Source organism: Spirosoma knui, from assembly GCF_054780635.1.
Window position 1 is genome coordinate 195,931 of record NZ_BAAGVY010000006.1, and the last position, 14,660, is coordinate 210,590.

Genomic DNA, 14,660 nt, shown 5'->3' on the forward strand with positions numbered 1-14,660 from the left:
CAATCGGAATAATTAGAAAATATATTTGTTCTCGGCAATCATAGCGTCTGCTATCTGACGGCGAGCGTTCTTCAGGTTCATCGGCTCAATTTTCGTGAACCGTTTCAAGCCCATCAGCATACCTCGCAGTTCATCACCTTCGGCGAACGACGTAATAGCTGCCCGGCCTGCGTTGTTCACTTTTTCGACAGCCTCGTGTAAGTAAACCAAAGCCATTTGTTTTTGTAGTGCAACGGCTTCTTCACCTTTCGTACTGATCAGCTTTTCTACGCGTAACAGTACCGATTCAGCTGCGTATATTTCGATAACCATGTCGGCAATGTTCATGAGAATCTCCTGCTCGGAGGATAAGTTCATCATAAACTTTTGTACGGCCGCGCCAGCCACCATAAGTCCTGCTTTTTTAAGATTACGCAAGACTTTCTTCTCTGCAACAAACAAGCCTTCTTCCTCTTCAGTATTGAAATCAGGAATAGACATGATTTCTTTGGCAACCGCCATTGCTGGGCCCATCAGGTCTAGTTCACCTTTCATGGCCCGCTTCAGCAGCATATCGACAACCAACATGCGGTTGATCTCATTCGTACCTTCAAAAATTCGGTTAATACGGGCATCACGGTACGAACGGTCCATTGGCGCATCGGCCGAATAGCCCATACCTCCGTATACCTGCACACCTTCGTCCACTACGTAGTCCAGCACTTCTGATCCGTGCACTTTCATGATGGCGCATTCGATGGCAAACTGCTCAAGGGCTTTCAGCTTAGCCTGGCCATCTTCCATGCCTTTTTCTTTCAAATCTTCGATGAGCTCATCAATGTTCTGACCGGCTCGGTACGCAGCAGTTTCAGAGGCATATACCTTTATCGCCATCTCAGCTAGTTTATGCTTGATCGCACCAAACTCCGAGATCGGCGTTTTGAACTGCTTCCGCTCATTCGAGTAGCGAATCGCGTTATTGATCACCTCTTTAGAACCGCCAACCGCAGCAATACCCAGCTTAATACGGCCGATATTCAGAATGTTCACCGCAATCTTAAAGCCGTTACCGCGCTCCGACAGCAAGTTTTCAATCGGTACCTTTACGTCGTTGAAGAAGATCTGACGCGTATCAGAGCCTTTGATGCCCATTTTGTGCTCGGGCTCATTCATGGTAATCCCTTCGTACGTGCGCTCAACGATGAACGCCGACAGGTTCTTATCCTCGTCAATCTTGGCGAAAACGATGTATACATCAGCGAAGCCACCATTGGTAATCCACATTTTCTGACCGTTCAGGACGTAGTATTTTCCGTCTTCGCTGAGGGTCGCTTTAGTTTTGCCTGAGTTCGCATCTGAACCCGAGTCCGGCTCAGTTAAGCAATAGGCGGCTTTCCACTCACCAGTGGCAAGCTTAGGTAAATACTTCGCTTTTTGCTCCTCGTTGCCATAGTACACGATAGGCAGCGTACCAATACCCGTATGAGCCGATAAGGCAACCGAGAACGAGTGGCCTGCGCCTGTCACCTCAGCTACGAGCATGGATGTGTTGAAATTCATGCCGAAGCCACCAAATTCCTCCGGTACGGATGTGCCTAGCAGACCCAATTCACCAGCCTTGTCCATTAATGATGAAATCAGCTCTGGTGATTTGGCATTATCTATTTCGTTGAGACGCGGCCAGATTTCACGCTCCAAAAACTCGCGGCTACTGGCAGCAATCATTAACTGCTCTTCCGTAAACTCTTCTGGAGTAAATACCTGAGCAGCAGTGGTTTCTTTAATCAGGAACTCACCTCCCTTTATAGAGGCTTTGGGCTCTGTCGCAATCATAGTTAAGGTTGTTTGTTATGCTTGCATACTAATTATTGTACAAATAAAACAAGAATAGAATTAGTATGCAAGCATACTAATAACAAAAGTAATGGTAAAATAATCCGTTTAGCCAGAAGCTATTTTTTGTGCCACGCAGCCGGATTAGAAGCATGTCTAACTTACAGCAGAGATCAAAATTCATAGCTAATGGCTAGTCTATTCACAATTCTAATTTGTATTTTTGAAAGATGGGCAATAACGTATGTTACTTTAAATAAGATAAAATAACTCGCTGACAAGCTATTATTGTATGAGTAAATACAAGGCCTTTATTAATGTATTTATAATTTTTCAAAGTTTAACTTTATTCACTTATCGTGTATCAGGACAGTCGCTTCCGGATGTTTTGCCTACTATAAAGTTCGCTGGTGTTACTATCCACCTTACTGATGCAGAACAGATACAACTTAAGCAGGAAGTAAGTAAACTATATGGAAACAGAAATCAACTTCTGCGTGAGGTGGCTACGTTACGTCAGTTAAGCGCGTTATTACAGCCACGAATACGGGAAGCAGGTTTGCCAGACGATTTTCGTTACGTTATTATGCCCTTTGCGGACGTAAAGCCTAATACGTATTGGTCCGTTCAGGAATCACAGGTTCAAACGCTCAGGTTGTTGGTAAATGATGAGGTTGATGAGCGCTACCACCCCATCCTGGTTACAGAAGCCGTACTTCCGTATCTGAGCCGACTTCGGGAAACACAGGGCAACTACGTAGCGACGTTACTACGCTATTTTCAAACGCCCACTGCTCCTTATACCATTGCCCAAAAAGATCCTGCTGATATTCAACTTAGCCCGCAGGTTCCTTCTATACTTTGGAGAGTGCTGGCCCGAAAGCTGGCAATTGAGCATGAAGAGCCAACGTATCGGCCCATACCCGCCTATTTATTTTTCGAGTATCGCAAAGGCGGAGGCCAAACGCTGGCATCTATTGCCAGAAATTTGAAAGTAGATCCTGATCGCATAACGTCAGTAAACAAATGGCTGTTAGACAGTACTGTTCCTACCGACAAAGACTATTCAGTATTAGTCCTCGTTACGCCCGATGAACTTCCCGCGGTTAGATTAGCTGCGGATCTAAACCTGCCTGTGACACCTGACTATCAGACCGACATCGGCTTTCCGATTGTGAAGAAAATGCCGGAGCGAGAATCTGGGCTACGTTCAAAGGCGGTTTTGTACACCATTAATGAACGGTTGGGAGTTCAGGCGCAGGTTTGTGATAACCCAGTCATACTTGCCTATTATGGCAGGATATCAATTCGCCAATTCTTGAAGTACAATGAGCTCACGGAGCAGGATGTTGTATGGCCAGGACAAATTTATTACCTCGAACCAAAAGCTAAACGGGCTAAGGTTCCGTATCACGTGATGCAGAGAAACCAGACCTTACGTGAAGTCTCAAACATGTACGGGGTTCGTCTGTCGTACCTTTTGTTCTTCAATGATATTGCCCCAACGCAGCGTGTACAGCCGGGCCGTATAATCTGGATGCGCAAAAAACGGCCTTACCGTCGGCCGGTTGAATACCTGCAATTACCGACTGTCGATCAACCCCCAATTCTTAAGCGAGACTCAGTAGTCGCCGATTCGTCCCTAGCGATACTTCCGCAGACACAAGTCAAGGATAGTAGCATCGTCGCTCATCAAGATTCTGTTCAGGCAGCCGTTATCACCCCCGATTCGGCTCGACATGATTCGATCAAGGTAGATTCCGTCCAACCTGTTGCCGATACGTTAGTCAACTATAAAGAGGTATCCGAACCTGAGCCGCAGCCAGCCGAGCGGTTTAGAATGCATGTTGTTAAGCCCGGCCAAACGTACTACGCTATTTCGCGATTATATAACGTTAGCGTACAGCAACTCTATAGGTGGAATAATTTATCGGAGCGGATTGCCTTAAGAGTAGGTCAGGAGTTGATTATCGACACCAGTAAACCGGTGGCTGTTAAACCGACTCCTAAGCCCCCTGGGAAAGTACCCGTCCGACCGGCTAAACCTAAGCCTGTCCCGAATGCCCCAAACGTGTATTATTATACCGTTAAACCTGGACAGACGGTCTATCGGGTAGCCTTGATTAATAAAGTTAGTATTCCCAATCTGATGCGCTGGAATAACTTAACAAACTATACCATCACTGTAGGACAGCGGCTACTTATCCGCAACTAATAAAATGGTAAGGGCTACTCACTTGAGTAGCCCTTACCATTTTATTAGTTGTAAAATAACTTAGTTCAATCGTTCAAATATACCGGCAACGCCCTGACCACCGCCTACGCAGGCCGATACCATACCGTACTTCTGGTCACGACGACGCATCTCGTTTAACAACTGAACCGATAAGCGGGCACCGGTTGAACCGAGTGCGTGACCGAGTGCAATGGCACCACCGTTCGGGTTAATCTTATCGCGATCAAGACCAAGTTCCTGAATAACGGCTAATGATTGAGCCGCAAACGCTTCGTTAAGTTCGATCAGCTCAATGTCGTCCTGTTTCAGACCTGCTTTCTTGAGCGCAATGGGTATGGCCGCTACTGGCCCGATGCCCATGATCTTAGGTTCTACACCCGCAGAGGCATAAGAGACCAGGCGGGCAATTGGCTGTAAATTCAACTCGTTGACGAGCCGTTCGGACATAACAATTACGAAAGCCGCGCCGTCCGATGTTTGAGACGAGTTACCAGCCGTAACAGATCCACCAGCCGCAAATACAGGCTTTAGCTTCGCTAATCCTTCGGCGCTGGTGTCTTTGCGAGGACCTTCATCCTGCGTAACGCTCCACTCACGGGTTTTCTTTTTACCGCTTTCCGCGTCAAAGTAAGTTTCACTAACCTTGATGGGCACAATTTCTTCAGCAAATTTACCGGCAGCCTGAGCGGCTAATGCTTTCTGATGAGACTCAAAGGCGAACTCATCCTGGGCATCGCGGCTGATATTGAATTGCTGAGCGACTTGTTCAGCCGTAAGCCCCATACCAATGTAATAATCGGGGTTGGTCTTGGCTATTTCGTAGTTCAGCGCTGTCTTCCAGCCCATTACGGGGACAAGGGACATTGATTCGGTTCCCCCTGCAATCATGCAGTCAGCCAGACCAGCATGGATTTTAGCCGAGGCTATGGCAATGGCTTCCAGCCCAGAGCCGCAATAACGGTTGATGGTCATTCCGGGTACGCTCTGAGGAAGAGAAAGCAGGGAAATGTACCGCGCAATCTGCATGCCCTGTTCGGCTTCAGGCACCGCGTTGCCCACGATAAGGTCTTCAACTCGCGCCGGATCAAGGTTAGGAACTTGACTTAATAAGTGTTTGATGACTTCAGCCGCCATATCATCGGGGCGGGTCAAACGGAGGCCGCCACGGGGGGCTTTACCCACCGCAGTACGGTAACCGGCTACAATATATGCGTCCATATCTAGACTGTTGATTACGGATTAAGCAGGAAACTCATTGCAATAACTTATTTTTTGCGTGAATAATTACAGGAAGGTCGTAAAAATATTATGCACGCATACTAATATTAGGGCTGTAACTGCCTCTGAAAAAACGCCCAGGATTCGAGGTAAACGTTTATATCGTTCGGATAATCATGTTTACCGCCTTTCACTTGCAGCAGCGTGACTTCAGGCTTACCGTTTTGCTTATAGGTATATCGCTCAATTGTTTTTCCATCTGTTGGGTCAGTATCCGGTAGTTTCGTTGTGGTCGGTTTAGTGGTATAACCTGCCAGGTCAGCCCAATATCGAAAAGTGCGCTCGGTCGATCGAACCAAGCCTAAACTAACGCTGCCGGTAATCACCTCTCCGCCATTGTAAGGGTTAACCGTATCGTCGGTACCGTTCATAATCATGACGGGAAGCGGTATGCGCTTTTCGGGGCAATCCAAATTGTTAGTGTCAGGTAAGTTGGCGATGATGGCTGATATCGCCCGAAATTTCTCGGGCATAGTTAAAGCCAGCTTGTAAGCCATGTGGCCCCCGCCTGATGTCCCGATCGCAAACACCTGCTTTGGGTTGATCTGATAGCGCTGCTGAAAGTAACGTATCATGCTGTTGAAAAAAGCATTATCGTTTATGTTCTCCAAGTTAGCTGCCGACTGAGCGGTTTTGCGGCACTCGTTCCAGTATCGCTTATAGCCATCGGGATATACCAGCAGGATATTTTCTATCGGAGCTATGTCTTCTAACTTCTTAGCGCCGTTACGTATGCCTTCGCCATTACCTCCTGAACCATGTAAGATAAAAATCAGCGTTGCCTGCGGTCGAACTGGTTTCAGAAAATGAAACGTTCGCTGATGTCCTTCAATCAGCACCGAATCGTTAATCAGTTGTCCATTGGCAGATGTTACTACCACCATGAAGAAGAGAAAGAATACGTAGCGCATAGATGAAAAATAAGTAAGCCGCTCATTGAGCGGCTTAGTAATGAATAAAATTAAAAATATAACAAACCTAGTTTGATCAGAAATGCCGGTCTCCAGCTTCGCGTTTGCCAAGCATAACGGCACCAACCATAGCAACCAGAAAGAGAACCGACGCCAGTTCAAACGGCAGAATATAATCGATATATAACAACTGACCAAGATTTTCGACCAGACCCGTCTTTGCGTTAAACGACATCGGGCTAAATGTTGGTACCTGTGCACTCTTTGCTCTGAAGATGGTGATCAGCATGATCATCAATAAGCCGCCGACAATAACCGAGGCCATTTTCGTCAGGTTCGTTTTCGACTCCTCATCTTCTTTCCGTAGGTTCAGGAACATAATGGTGAATAGAAATAACACCATGATGGCACCCGCGTAAACGATGATATTCACGGCCGCTAAGAACTGCGCATTCAGTAAAATGTAATGGCCAGACAAGCAGAAGAACGTACCGATCAGCCCTAATACGCTATAGATAGGGTTTCGAGCCGTTACTACGCTGATCGCGCTAAAGAGTGTCAGCGCGGTTAGAATCAAAAACAAATACCCGGTGGGAGTAAGTGTCTTAAGGAAGTTTAAGTATTCATTCATCGCTTGGTCGATTGGAGGGCACTTGAGTCTATTTAGGCTAGGTCGCAGCCCGTGTCAAACTAGGCTCGGTTGGCGTAGCTTTTACTTCTGAATTGGCAATACGGATGTACCGATCATCCATTTTTTCGACCAGCCGGTCTTTGCCATAAATGACTTCATCGCGTTCCTGAAAAACAGGTACCATCCGATCGTGACGGAGGTAAATCGCCTGTTTGGGACAAGCTTCCTCGCACAAACCACAGAAGATGCAGCGCAGCATATGAACCTCATAAACGGCTGCGTACTTCTCTTCGCGATATAAGTTCTCTTCGCCTTTTTTGCGTTCGGCTGCTACCATCGAAATCGCTTCGGCAGGACATGCTACCGCACATAAGCCGCAGGCCGTACAGCGTTCACGACCTTGTTCGTCGCGCTTCAGTACGTGATGCCCCCGATAAATTGGTCCGAGGTATTTTTTTACCTCTGGATATTGAATCGTAGGCTTTTTTCGGAAGAAGTGACGTATCGTAATGGCTAAGCCACCAATGACCGCAGGCAGATACATTTTCTCTGCGAGCGTCATTTCTTTATTGCTAACTTGTTTAGAGCGATTCGTTAGTTGCATTATGGTCAGTTGTCAGTGTTCTGATTACCGATTTGTCGTTTGAGGTCAGTTTGCAAACCCTTCGATCTACCTACAAATTGGTAATCAGAAACAAATTTGACTTATACTGTACGTTGTTGAACCACCTGCCGTTTGGGTGCGCGAGCCGTTGAAGCAACAGCCAGCACGATCATTACCACAGCAATTAACCAGGTTGCGTATTTGAAATCAAACAGCAAGCCAGCACCGGTTATAACGACGTTTAGAATAGACAGCGGAATAAAGGTTTTCCAGCCCAAATTCATGAGCTGATCGTAACGGAAACGTGGAAGCGTCCACCGAACCCACATGAAAAAGAAAATGAAAAAGAAGATTTTAGCGAAATAAACTGCAAAGCCGATCGCCGTTGCTACGTTATGTCCCGCTACGGCACCCAATGAACTTTCCAGCGCTCCATTCACCAGATCCATAAACGGATAGTGGAAGCCGCCGAAATACAAAGCCGAGATAAAAGCCGACGAGACAAACATGTTGATGTACTCAGCGAACAGGTAGAAGCCGAGCTTCATAGAGCTATACTCTGTATGATAGCCGCCCACTAGTTCCGTTTCGCACTCAGGTAAATCGAAGGGCGTACGGTTACATTCCGCAAATGCACAGGTCAGAAAAATAACAAAACCCAGCGGCTGCGTGAAAATATTCCATTCAAAGAACGTAGCCTGTTCGTCAATAATCGACCGTAACGAAAGCGAACCCGTCATCATCAGGATCGTAATCAGTGACAGCCCTAAGGCGATTTCGTAGCTGATGTTTTGAGAAGCAGCCCGGATCGCGCCCAACAAAGAAAACTTGTTGTTAGACGCCCAACCGCCGACCATGATGCCATAAACGCCCAGCGAAACCACACCAAAGATGTATAATACACCAATGTTGATTTCGATAGCCTGTAATGGCACTTCGTAATTGATGTTGTCCCAGGCGAATCGAATGGTATCGCCGAACGGAATTACCGCACTTGACATCAACGCCGTTAATATAGCGAGACAGGGACCGAGTATAAATAGCCACTTACTAGCCTGCGATGGGATGAAATCTTCTTTAAAGAACATTTTACCTGCATCGGCAACGGGTTGCAGCAAACCCCACGGACCTGCCCGGTTAGGGCCGATCCGGTCCTGCAAAAACGCAGCTACCTTACGCTCTGCGTAGGTAGAATACATCGCAATGAGGAGGGTTATCCCGAAGATGACCAGGATAATCAGACCTTTGGCGATTAATATGGTTGAATCCACTGTAGTTTACTTGTTAGGTTTGATGATCATGGTTCTGGCTCCATTGCCGAAGGCAGCTTCGCAAAGCGCTCAGGTGGTAATTGCTTGATCGACAATTGGGACGTATCGCGCTCGTCGTGGATCGGCTTGTATTCAGCCGCGGCTAGCCGTTTGCCAAAGCTTGGTTTGATCTCGTCTTTGCGGTATTTGTTGGCCGAGATAACCGAACTACGTGAGATTTTGGTTGGTCCTTCAATCACCCAGTCGCTCGTTTTCTTTTTCTCAAAGCGGCAGGTGTTGCAGATAAATTCCGTAACCTCATTCCACTCGTTCTTACGGGCAGTCACGCGAATAACGTCCTCACCCCGATACCATAGTGTTACGTTACCGGAACACGTTGGACAATCGCGGTGAGCGTCTACGGGTTTGGTAAACCAAACGCGGTTTTTGAAGCGATACGTTTTATCCGTTAAAGCACCAACCGGGCACACGTCAATGACATTACCCGAGAAATCGTTATCAACAGCTTTTTCAATATAAGTGCTTATCTCCGCAGCATCGCCCCGGCCCAACACACCATGCACTCGCTTTTCGGTAATCTGGTCCGCCGTATATACGCAACGATAACACAGTATGCACCGCGTCATGTGCAGTTGGATGTATGGACCAATATCGCGTTTCTCGAACGTCCGACGGTCTTCTTCATAGCGGGTTGTTGCCCGGCCGTGGTCAAAGGCAAAGTTCTGCAGGTCGCACTCACCAGCCTGATCGCATACTGGGCAGTCGAGTGGGTGATTAAGCAACAAGAACTCGACAACCCCGTTCCGGGCTTCAACCACCTGGGGACTAGTCGTATTTTCAACAACCATTCCATCCTGGACAGCCGTCAAGCAGGATGCTACCAGCTTAGGCATTGGGCGCGGATCTTTCTCCGATCCGGCGGCTACTCGTACCAGACAGGCGCGGCATTTGCCACCGCTACCTTTCAACGGCTGATAATAACACATGGCCGGAGGAGCCACCTCTGGACCAATTTTTCGAGCAGCCTGCAAAATGGTTGTCCCCGGCTCGACCTCAACCTGAATTCCATCGATGGTGACTTTAAGTAATTGCGGCTTTACATCTTCCATATTAATAATGCGGCTACAAGTCGCAGCTTGGTCTAACTAATTAAGCAGCTTGAACACTACTACGTATTACACTAAGGCCATATCGCCCCGATAGACGGCACCCGGCTGGGTCGCTTCGGTAGGGTTATCGATATGCCATTGGAACTCATCCCGGAAGTGCCGAATAGCACTGGCAACTGGCCAGGCAGCAGCATCGCCAAGCGGACAAATGGTATTCCCTTCTATCTTCTTGGCAACGTCAACTAACAAGTCAATGTCATGCTGATGGCCATGACCATACTCGATCCGGTGTAGCACTTTCTCCATCCACCCCGTTCCTTCACGGCATGGACTGCACTGACCGCAGGACTCGTGGTGATAAAAACGCGAGAAATTCCAGGTGTTACGTACGATACAGGATGTTTCGTCGAAGACAATAAAGCCCCCCGAACCCAGCATAGTACCTGTCTGGAATCCACCATCTGACAAGGACTCGTACGACATTAGCCGCTTCTCGCCATTCGCCAGCGTCAGGGCAAGGTTAGCAGGCAAGATGGGTACCGAGGAACCACCTGCTACTAAGGCTTTGAACTTATGGCCGGGACGAATGCCACCGCACCACTCGTCCGCGTAAATGAAATCCTCTACCGGAACACCCAGTTCAATCTCGTAAACGCCCGGCTTATTGATGTGACCCGACGCTGAGATCAACTTTGTACCTGTACTACGACCTATACCGATAGCCGCATAAGCATCGCCACCGTTGTTAACGATCCAGGACGTAGTAGCAATCGACTCAACGTTGTTAACAACAGTTGGGCACTGATATAGACCCTTCACCGCCGGGAATGGTGGCTTGTTACGTGGATTGCCGCGTTTGCCTTCAAGTGACTCCAGCAGAGCGGTCTCTTCACCACAGATGTAAGCTCCCCCACCGGGTTGCACAACCAACTCAAGGTCGTAGCCGCTACCCAGAATATTTTTACCCAGGAAGCCTTTGGCTGTTGCTTCAGCAATCGCTTTTTCGAGGATATGAATCACGTACATCAGTTCACCACGAACGTAGATGAACGACTTATTCGCCCCTAGCGCAAATGACGAAATAATCATTCCCTCGATTAAAAGATGGGGGAGATTTTTCATCAGGTAGTGATCTTTGAAAGTTCCTGGCTCCGATTCGTCCGCGTTACAAACAAGGTAGCGGGGAACACCTTCGGGTTTGGCCAGAAAGCTCCATTTCATGCCCATTGGAAATCCGGCACCACCCCGGCCCCGAACGCCCGCTTTTTTTACTTCTTCAACGATGGCTTCCGGAGTCATCGTTTTCAACGCTTTTTCAACGGCTGTGTATCCGCCTTGTTTCCGGTATACATCGAAGGTTTCGATGCCGGGAACGTTGATATGTTCGGTTAATATCTTAGTAGCCATGTGTGCGTTATTTCGACAACTCGTCAATGATCTCGTCCACGCGCTCGTTCGTAAGATTCATATAATATTTCTCACGAATCTGGAAAACAGGACCCATACCACAGGCAGCCAGGCACTCCACCTCTTTCAGGGTGAAGCGACCATCCACGGTTGTTTGTCCAGTTTCTATACCCAGGCGGTGCTTTAAATGAGCCAATACGTCTTCCCCGCCCATCAGGCAGCATGGACCTGTGCGGCAGTACTCTATTACGTGTTTACCAACCGGGTTGAGGTGGTACATCGTATAAAACGTGGCCACTTCATACACTTCGATGGGTTGGATATCCAGCATCCGAGCTACATAATCCATACCTTCCGGACTGGTCCAGCCTTCTTGTTCCTGCAACAGGTGGAGTAGGGGAAGTAAAGCTGACTTTTGCTTTCCTTCCGGATAACGTGCGATTATTTCCTGCGCTTTGGTTAGCCGCTCAGGCGTAAATTGAACGGTATTATTGATTTCAGTCGTCATAAAGTTTCGGCAGGTTTTAAGCGTCTAACTCACCAGCGATCACGTTCATACTACTCATAATCACGATGGCGTCGGATAGCGTTAAGCCTTTGCACATTTCCGGGTAAGCCTGATAATAAATAAAACAGGGCCGACGGAAGTGCAGACGGTAGGGTGTACGACCTCCATCACTGATCAGATAGAAACCTAATTCGCCATTACCTCCTTCAACGGCATGGTACACTTCGCCTACCGGTGCGTCGATTTCACCCATCACAATCTTGAAGTGATAAATGAGGGCTTCCATATTTTTATACACTTCCTGCTTGGGAGGAAGGTAGTACTGAGGAGCATCTGCGTAATACGAGCCTTCGGGCAGGTTGTTGATTGCCTGCTCAATGATCCGCAGGCTTTGCCACATCTCTTCGTTACGTACCATAAAGCGGTCATACGTATCGCCGTTCTGACCGATGGGAATATCGAACTCGAAATCTTCGTACGACGAGTATGGATTCATAACGCGCACGTCGTAGTCTACCCCGGCAGCCCGTAGGTTAGGACCGGTAAAGCCATAACTTAAAGCGCGCTCGGCAGAGATACCGCCCACGTTAACGACGCGGTCCATGAAAATCCGGTTTCGATTGAACAGGTTCTCAAATTCACGCAGCACCTTTGGGAAGCGTACCAGCAATTCTTTGATCTTGCGAATAGCCGTGGGTGATAGATCCCGTTCCATTCCGCCAATACGTCCCATGTTGGTGGTTAAGCGGGCTCCGCAAACTTCTTCGTAGATCTCATAGATATTCTCCCGCTCCTGATACACATAGAGGAAGCCAGTAAACGCACCGGTATCTACACCCAAAATACCGTTACAAATGACGTGGTCGGCCAATCGAGCCAATTCCATCATGATAACCCGGATGTATTGCGCGCGTTTCGGAACGTCAATACCCAACAGCTTTTCGACCGTCATGTGCCATCCCATATTGTTAATAGGGGAGGAGCAATAGTTCATCCGGTCGGTGAGCGTAGTTATCTGGTAAAATGGACGGCGTTCCGCAATCTTTTCAAAGGCACGGTGAATATAGCCAATGGTCTGTTCGCCCGACACAATCTTTTCGCCGTCCATTTGCAGAACGTTCTGGAAAATGCCGTGTGTAGCAGGGTGTGTTGGGCCAAGGTTGAGCGTTGTAAGCTCATTCACGTACTGAACGGGTCCGTTATCGTTGCGAGCCGGAACGTTCTTGTTTGCTATATCGAGTTCTTCAGAAATCATTAGCTTGTTGATAGTTAACGGCCAAACAAGGCATCTATCTTATCTTCCCGGGTCGAATCCTCGAGCGGATACTGTTTACGCATGGGGTGATAATCCATCTCCTCCATATTCAGAATACGACGCAAATCTGGGTGCCCATCGAAGATTATACCAAACAGATCAAAGGTTTCGCGCTCCATCCAGTTTGCACTGGCGAACAACGGAGTTGCCGTTGAAATGTGAACATCTTCGGCAGCCAGAAATACCTTAATACGTATCCGGAAGTTGTTGACCAGACTATGCAAGTGATAAACCACGCAGAACTCCTGACCAGGAGAATCCGGGTAATGTACGGCTGTAATATCCGTAAGAAAGCCGATCTGCAGAGAGTTGTGGCCTTTCAGGTATTGAATAACCGGGATGATCTGTTCCCGGGTAGTAGAGAACGTAAGGAGATCAAATGGATCGTCAAAATCACTTACAGACTCGCCAAACTGGTTGATTATCGTCTGCGCAACTTCTTCGTTGGTCAGCATTTTCCGTATGCGTGAATGGTAAGTGAGCGGATCGAGCAACAATTTCAGCAGTGCTCACCTCCGCTCACTATGATTATTGAATACTGTATGAATTTAACAGCTTCTGATATTCTTCGGTGTTACGTCGGCGCAGGGATTCATTTTTAGCCAACTCCTGAACCTGCATAACGCCATCCAGAATTTGCTCAGGGCGAGGTGGACAGCCGGGCACATACACGTCAACCGGTATAATCCGGTCGATACCCTGCAGTACGCTGTATGTATCAAAAATACCGCCACTCGACGCACAGGCACCAATCGCAATTACCCAGCGTGGTTCGGCCATTTGCAGATACACCTGCTTAACAACCGGGGCCATCTTCTTGGCAATGGTACCCGCTACGAGCAACATATCAGCCTGGCGCGGAGAGAAACTTGGCCGTTCTGAACCGAAACGGGCTAAGTCGTAGTGCGACGCCATCGTAGACATAAACTCGATACCGCAGCAGGAGGTCGCAAAAGGCAGAGGCCAAAGCGAATTTGCCCTGGCCAAACCAATAACTTTATCGAAAGAAGTGGCTGAAAATCCAGGTCCGTCGTAACTCGCCGGAGCTTCCGCCAGCTTTATATCAGTTGCCATATAAGTCGTTGATCTTATTTAGTATAACAACGAAAACAAATGTTTTAAAATTCATTTGTCAAAACTTATTCCCACTTCAAAACGCCCTTGCGGATGATGTAGTAGAAGCCGGCCAGTAATAGACCCATGAACAAGACCATCTGAATGAAGCCCTCTACGCCTAATCCTTTGAAGTTGACCGCCCAGGGATACAGGAAGATTACTTCGACATCGAACAGAACGAAGAGAATAGCAATCAGGAAGTACTTAATCGAAATTGGCGTACGGGCATCACCCTGAACAGGAATACCACATTCGAACGGATCGTCTTTCTTTTGACTTTTGCGTTTTGGACCAATAGAGTGCGTAACAATCATCGTTGTTACAATAAATCCGAGCGCCAGACCTAGTTGAATCAGGACTGGCAGGTAGTCGGCTGGTAAGTATGATGCGTTCATACAGCTAATTGAAAATGATGGCACAAAGGTAGCGATAAAACGTTGCAGCAGTAATACATATCTGCAC

14 protein-coding genes are annotated in these 14,660 nt (G+C 47.8%); 1 reads left to right on the plus strand and 13 read right to left on the minus strand.

The window, feature by feature from the left end:
* Positions 1-12: 12 nt before the first annotated feature.
* Positions 13-1,812 carry an acyl-CoA dehydrogenase family protein gene (locus ACYVIY_RS14840; RefSeq protein ID WP_460977149.1) on the minus strand — a complete coding sequence of 600 codons (1,800 nt, stop codon included), beginning with the start codon at positions 1,810-1,812 and terminating at the stop codon, positions 13-15.
* A 388-nt stretch (positions 1,813-2,200) separates the two neighbouring features.
* Between ACYVIY_RS14840 and ACYVIY_RS14845 the strand changes: the two genes are divergently transcribed.
* Positions 2,201-4,027 carry a LysM peptidoglycan-binding domain-containing protein gene (locus ACYVIY_RS14845; protein ID WP_460977150.1) on the plus strand — a complete coding sequence of 609 codons (1,827 nt, stop codon included), beginning with the start codon at positions 2,201-2,203 and terminating at the stop codon, positions 4,025-4,027.
* A gap of 60 nt (positions 4,028-4,087) precedes the next feature.
* On the opposite strand, the gene ACYVIY_RS14850 is transcribed toward ACYVIY_RS14845, so the two are convergent.
* From ACYVIY_RS14850 to ACYVIY_RS14905, 12 genes are all read right to left on the minus strand, one after another.
* A complete protein-coding gene (locus ACYVIY_RS14850; RefSeq protein WP_460977151.1) occupies positions 4,088-5,266 on the minus strand; it encodes an acetyl-CoA C-acyltransferase in 1,179 nt (392 codons plus the stop codon).
* Between the two features lie 107 nt (positions 5,267-5,373).
* Complete coding sequence (locus tag ACYVIY_RS14855; RefSeq protein ID WP_460977152.1) at positions 5,374-6,237, minus strand: CE1 family esterase; 864 nt, start codon at positions 6,235-6,237, stop codon at positions 5,374-5,376.
* Between the two features lie 76 nt (positions 6,238-6,313).
* Positions 6,314-6,868 (minus strand): NADH-quinone oxidoreductase subunit J family protein, encoded by a 555-nt coding sequence (locus tag ACYVIY_RS14860; protein WP_460977153.1) that lies wholly within the window; start codon positions 6,866-6,868, stop codon positions 6,314-6,316.
* 37 nt (positions 6,869-6,905) lie between these two features.
* Positions 6,906-7,472 (minus strand): NuoI/complex I 23 kDa subunit family protein, encoded by a 567-nt coding sequence (locus ACYVIY_RS14865; RefSeq protein ID WP_460977154.1) that lies wholly within the window; start codon positions 7,470-7,472, stop codon positions 6,906-6,908.
* A 101-nt stretch (positions 7,473-7,573) separates the two neighbouring features.
* Positions 7,574-8,743, minus strand: a complete 1,170-nt coding sequence (nuoH, locus tag ACYVIY_RS14870; protein WP_460977155.1) for an NADH-quinone oxidoreductase subunit NuoH — start codon at positions 8,741-8,743, stop codon at positions 7,574-7,576.
* A gap of 26 nt (positions 8,744-8,769) precedes the next feature.
* A complete protein-coding gene (locus ACYVIY_RS14875; RefSeq protein WP_460977156.1) occupies positions 8,770-9,852 on the minus strand; it encodes an NADH-quinone oxidoreductase subunit G in 1,083 nt (360 codons plus the stop codon).
* Positions 9,853-9,918: 66 nt separating this feature from the next.
* Positions 9,919-11,259 (minus strand): NADH-quinone oxidoreductase subunit NuoF, encoded by a 1,341-nt coding sequence (nuoF, locus tag ACYVIY_RS14880; protein WP_460977157.1) that lies wholly within the window; start codon positions 11,257-11,259, stop codon positions 9,919-9,921.
* A 7-nt stretch (positions 11,260-11,266) separates the two neighbouring features.
* A complete protein-coding gene (nuoE, locus tag ACYVIY_RS14885) occupies positions 11,267-11,767 on the minus strand; it encodes an NADH-quinone oxidoreductase subunit NuoE (RefSeq protein ID WP_460977158.1) in 501 nt (166 codons plus the stop codon).
* Positions 11,768-11,783: 16 nt separating this feature from the next.
* Positions 11,784-13,022 (minus strand): NADH dehydrogenase (quinone) subunit D, encoded by a 1,239-nt coding sequence (gene nuoD, locus ACYVIY_RS14890; RefSeq protein WP_460977159.1) that lies wholly within the window; start codon positions 13,020-13,022, stop codon positions 11,784-11,786.
* Between the two features lie 14 nt (positions 13,023-13,036).
* A complete protein-coding gene (locus ACYVIY_RS14895; RefSeq protein ID WP_460977160.1) occupies positions 13,037-13,537 on the minus strand; it encodes an NADH-quinone oxidoreductase subunit C in 501 nt (166 codons plus the stop codon).
* 73 nt (positions 13,538-13,610) lie between these two features.
* On the minus strand, positions 13,611-14,156 hold the full coding sequence (locus tag ACYVIY_RS14900) for an NADH-quinone oxidoreductase subunit B (RefSeq protein ID WP_460977161.1): 546 nt from the start codon (positions 14,154-14,156) through the stop codon (positions 13,611-13,613).
* 65 nt (positions 14,157-14,221) lie between these two features.
* Positions 14,222-14,593 (minus strand): NADH-quinone oxidoreductase subunit A, encoded by a 372-nt coding sequence (locus ACYVIY_RS14905; RefSeq protein WP_460977162.1) that lies wholly within the window; start codon positions 14,591-14,593, stop codon positions 14,222-14,224.
* Positions 14,594-14,660 lie beyond the last annotated feature (67 nt).

What these genes read in the sequence shown, in the direction of transcription:
- ACYVIY_RS14865 (WP_460977154.1), bottom strand. Translation starts at nt 7,472, where the DNA reads ATGCAACTAACGAATCGCTCTAAACAAGTTAGCAATAAAGAAATGACG.
- ACYVIY_RS14875 (WP_460977156.1), bottom strand. Translation starts at nt 9,852, where the DNA reads ATGGAAGATGTAAAGCCGCAATTACTTAAAGTCACCATCGATGGAATT.
- ACYVIY_RS14850 (WP_460977151.1), bottom strand. Translation starts at nt 5,266, where the DNA reads ATGGACGCATATATTGTAGCCGGTTACCGTACTGCGGTGGGTAAAGCC.
- ACYVIY_RS14900 (WP_460977161.1), bottom strand. Translation starts at nt 14,156, where the DNA reads ATGGCAACTGATATAAAGCTGGCGGAAGCTCCGGCGAGTTACGACGGA.
- ACYVIY_RS14905 (WP_460977162.1), bottom strand. Translation starts at nt 14,593, where the DNA reads ATGAACGCATCATACTTACCAGCCGACTACCTGCCAGTCCTGATTCAA.
- ACYVIY_RS14895 (WP_460977160.1), bottom strand. Translation starts at nt 13,537, where the DNA reads ATGCTGACCAACGAAGAAGTTGCGCAGACGATAATCAACCAGTTTGGC.
- nuoF (WP_460977157.1), bottom strand. Translation starts at nt 11,259, where the DNA reads ATGGCTACTAAGATATTAACCGAACATATCAACGTTCCCGGCATCGAA.
- ACYVIY_RS14840 (WP_460977149.1), bottom strand. Translation starts at nt 1,812, where the DNA reads ATGATTGCGACAGAGCCCAAAGCCTCTATAAAGGGAGGTGAGTTCCTG.
- ACYVIY_RS14855 (WP_460977152.1), bottom strand. Translation starts at nt 6,237, where the DNA reads ATGCGCTACGTATTCTTTCTCTTCTTCATGGTGGTAGTAACATCTGCC.
- ACYVIY_RS14860 (WP_460977153.1), bottom strand. Translation starts at nt 6,868, where the DNA reads ATGAATGAATACTTAAACTTCCTTAAGACACTTACTCCCACCGGGTAT.
- nuoE (WP_460977158.1), bottom strand. Translation starts at nt 11,767, where the DNA reads ATGACGACTGAAATCAATAATACCGTTCAATTTACGCCTGAGCGGCTA.
- nuoD (WP_460977159.1), bottom strand. Translation starts at nt 13,022, where the DNA reads ATGATTTCTGAAGAACTCGATATAGCAAACAAGAACGTTCCGGCTCGC.